Below are 3,777 nucleotides of genomic sequence, written 5' to 3' on the forward strand. Positions count from 1 at the left end.
GTTTGCGGCATGGGTTTTTAGAAAAATACCTTGGTTTATTTTTAAAAAAATGTAAATAAAATAAATGGAATATTTATTACGTTTACTTAAACATTGTAGTTTTATATAAAACCTTTTAGTATGTATTATCACTTTAGAAACATAAAATTAAATCAGAGTATTTATACCATGTTTCTTATGATGATTTCAATTGAATGTTATTCTCAAGATTCAATTTATCAATATAAGGCTCTTCGATTCAAAAGTGAATTAGGGTTTGAAAAACCTTATCGAATTCTAGAAACTACATTTAAAAGTATTAAGGGGTTTCAAACATACTACCCTGGAACTAAAATAACTCTTGAAACAATACTTAGATATCATTTGTATACAGAAATAAAGATTGATCAAAAAGAAAATAGATTAATCTCAATGGATCAAACTGAGTTTAAGTTAAATAATATTATTTCTGAACAAGACCTAACAAATAGAACGGTTGACTTAATTGGAGATATGTTTTTTGGTGCAAATGAGGTCCGAGGAATCCCCAGGTTGAATTAATTAAAAATAAAATTCATCATTCAATAAATCATCCATCAAGTATTAGCTTGCCTTTTGTTGAAAAGTAGGAGTTTTAATTTTTAATAAAAGATTTAAAAAAAATATTTTTTAAACTAAAAACAAACGCTGCTAATCCACTTATTTGTCTTTTTGGTCTTTTTCCTTCTCCAAGTCTGTGTATTTGTAATTCGTACCAAGGCAATTCAATACCGCCCATTTTGTCTAACATTTTTATTCCAGATGAAGGGAGTGGAGTTTCGAAATAATTTAATTTTCCTGAGAAAACATCTTGAGCTAACTCAGGGTATAGGCAAAATGGTCTTGCTAATCCAACAATATCAAGTTTGTCATCAATTAATGCTTGTTCCATAATTGATGCTCTTCTAAAACCTCCGGTAAGCATAAGGGGTTTGTCTGTTATTTTTCTTGCCTTTTCTATATAATCTAAAAAATAAGCCTCTCGATCTTGAGTGCTTTTCTTCTTTTTAAGTCCTACCATAGCTGGTTTTTCATAAGTTCCCCCAGAGACTTCGATTATGTCTATTCCTTCTTTAGATAAAATTCGGATTACCTCCATTGATTCTTCTTCAGTAAAACCACCTCTTTGAAAATCTGCCGAATTAATTTTAATTCCAATAGGATATTCATTCCCAACTTGAGCTCTGATCTCCCTGTATGTTTCAACAACAAAACGTGCTCTATTTTCTAAAGAACCTCCCCATTTATCTTTTCTAATATTACTTAGAGGAGATAAAAATTGACTAACCAAATAACCATGTGCACCATGAATTTGACAACCTGTAAATCCAGCATCTTGCATTATTTTGGCAGAGTTACCAAAGCGTTTAATTATGTCCCATATTGCATCTTCAGTTAATGGAGTTGGTTTTTTGAACATTCTTGATGCCCCTCCCATTTTTAAAGAAATGGCAGATGGAGCAACTACTTCTTTATTAATTGCAGCGAAGGCTTGACGGCCAGGGTGATTCAGTTGTGGCCAAATATGAGTTCCTGTTTCCTTGCTAGATTTAGCCCAGTCTTTTAGTAATTCAAAATTTGAATGATCTTCAACTACTACATTTCGTGGTTCTCCAATAGCTCTGGAATCTATCATTACATTCCCTGTAATCAGTAACCCAGGCTTTCCTTTTGACCATACTTCATAGGCTTTTATTAGATTTCTAGTAGGTGCATTTTGTAAGGTCCCCATGTTTTCGCTCATTGCAGATTTTGCAATTCTATTCTGTAATAAGGTTCCATTTGGAAGTTTAAAAGAGGAGGTTAAAAGTTTCATTAACTTAGTTTTTTTAAGTTTTGAATATACAAACTTATCTCAAGTGTTTAGATCAACTTTAGTATGGATCTAAAGGGTTAGTGTGACAAATATTATTTTAGACTTTTAGAGGTATTTTATTAGATATAAAATCTTCAAAAATTAAAATAATTTTATATAAATAGATTACATTTAGAGAATACTAATGAGAGTTCGTAAAATTAACCTTTTCATACTGAATAGGAATGGCAAAACTTCCAAGACAATATCAGTTTTTAGACTTATCTGACTATGGACGTCCTGTTGGCCATTGGATTGCTAGTCAACTTCAACACACACGTTTTACTCCTATTCATGTCACGACCATGTTTATTATAGCAGGACTTATTGCAATTGGATTCATGCTTAATGAATACTTTATAACAGCTGCATTTTTTATAATATTAAAATCTATTTTGGATGCTGCCGATGGGGAATTATCACGTCTTAAAAAAACACCTTCTTATATCGGACGTTATTATGATTCAATAGCAGACATCTTGCTAAACTTTTGTTTTTTATTAGCTTTTTGGTATATCACTGATGGCTCGATAGTTTATATGTTAATCGCTTTTTTTGGAATTCAACTACAAGGGACTGTTTATAACTACTATTATGTCATATTACGAAATTCAGTGGAAGGTGATTCTACCAGTAGAATTTTTGAGGATAGTGCACCAAAAGCTCTAAAAGGAGAGAGTCAGCACATGGTAAATATCTTTTATAAGATTTACGATATTTTATATATCTCTTTTGATAAAATAATGTATTATATGGATAAAAATGCAAAAGACAGTCCGCCATTTCCAAAGTGGTTTATGACTCTAGTCTCTATGTATGGTCTTGGTTTTCAGTTATTAATTATGGCGCTTATGTTGATTTTTAAGCTTCAAGCATATGTAATCCCTTTTTTTATAAGCTATTCAGCTCTTTTAGTGGTATTTGTTGGTCTGAGAAAACTAGTTCTTAAGCCCTTATAAAGTCATGACAAATTTTAAAATCGATCTAATGCTAAATCGTAAAATAGAACAAGAAGAAAATGTACAAACAAAATAAACTACAAATAACCCTTTTAATAATTACTCTCCTTACGCTTACTATTATTCAATTTACTGATTATGGATGGAATAAAAAACTTGACACACCACAAGATGAAATCGAAAAATTAAGAGTAAAAAAAACACTCTTAACAGCCCAACAAATAATAGATAAAACCATTTTTTTGTCCGGAGCAGATAAGGTTACTAATTCTCAAATAGCTTTTAATTTTAGAGATAAAAGTTATAATGCGATTAGAAAAAATGGAAATTATATTTTAGATAGGGTATTTAAAACAAATAATTCCATAATTAAAGATGTAGTGTCTAATAAAGGATTTAAACGTTTTGTGGATTCTTCCCCTTTTCCTGTTATTGACACGATGGCAAGTAAATATAGTAGCTCTGTAAATTCAGTGCATTATTTTTCTGTGTTACCTTTTGGATTAAATGATAAAGCAGTTCAAAAAAAGCTATTACCATCTTCAATAATAAAAGGAAAAGAATATTACAAAATTCAAATTTCTTTTTCTGAAGATGGAGGGGGAGAGGATTTTGAAGATGTATTTATATATTGGATTGGAAAAGATAATTTTTTAATTGACTACTTAGCTTATTCTTACTATACTGATGGGGGAGGAAAGCGTTTTAGAGCGTTAAAAGAACAAAGTTTTAAAAAAGGAATTCGTTTTGTAAATTATTATAATTACAAACCATTTTCTAATGAAATTTCCTTAATTAATTTAGATAAATATTTTGAGAAAAAACAATTAAAAAAAATATCTGAAATTATTATTAAAGATATAAAAGTTGATTTTTTAAAATAACCTAAACCTCAGGTAGTTGCCTTCTCTCAAATTAATACTTTTATTTAACCATTAAAATAAT

Annotated in this window: 4 protein-coding genes; 3 read left to right on the forward strand and 1 reads right to left on the reverse strand. The window is 29.8% G+C overall.

Translation table 11 applies throughout. The annotated features are described in order from the left end of the window. Positions 1–120 precede the first annotated feature (120 nt). A complete protein-coding gene (locus tag AC34EU_RS08710; protein ID WP_487534666.1) occupies positions 121–540 on the forward strand; it encodes a hypothetical protein in 420 nt (139 codons plus the stop codon). 73 nt (positions 541–613) lie between these two features. On the opposite strand, the gene AC34EU_RS08715 is transcribed toward AC34EU_RS08710, so the two are convergent. After that, entirely contained in the window at positions 614–1,834 is a 1,221-nt protein-coding gene (locus AC34EU_RS08715) for an NADH:flavin oxidoreductase/NADH oxidase family protein (protein ID WP_487534667.1), read from the reverse strand. A gap of 224 nt (positions 1,835–2,058) precedes the next feature. On the opposite strand from AC34EU_RS08715, the gene AC34EU_RS08720 reads away from it, so the two are divergent. Then, positions 2,059–2,832 carry a CDP-alcohol phosphatidyltransferase family protein gene (locus tag AC34EU_RS08720; RefSeq protein WP_489696222.1) on the forward strand — a complete coding sequence of 258 codons (774 nt, stop codon included), beginning with the start codon at positions 2,059–2,061 and terminating at the stop codon, positions 2,830–2,832. Positions 2,833–2,891: 59 nt separating this feature from the next. Beyond that, positions 2,892–3,716: a DUF6503 family protein gene (locus tag AC34EU_RS08725; protein WP_489696223.1), complete on the forward strand. Its 825-nt coding sequence runs from the start codon at positions 2,892–2,894 to the stop codon at positions 3,714–3,716. The last annotated feature ends 61 nt before the right edge of the window (positions 3,717–3,777 follow it).

Source organism: Candidatus Marivariicella framensis, from assembly GCF_982709265.1.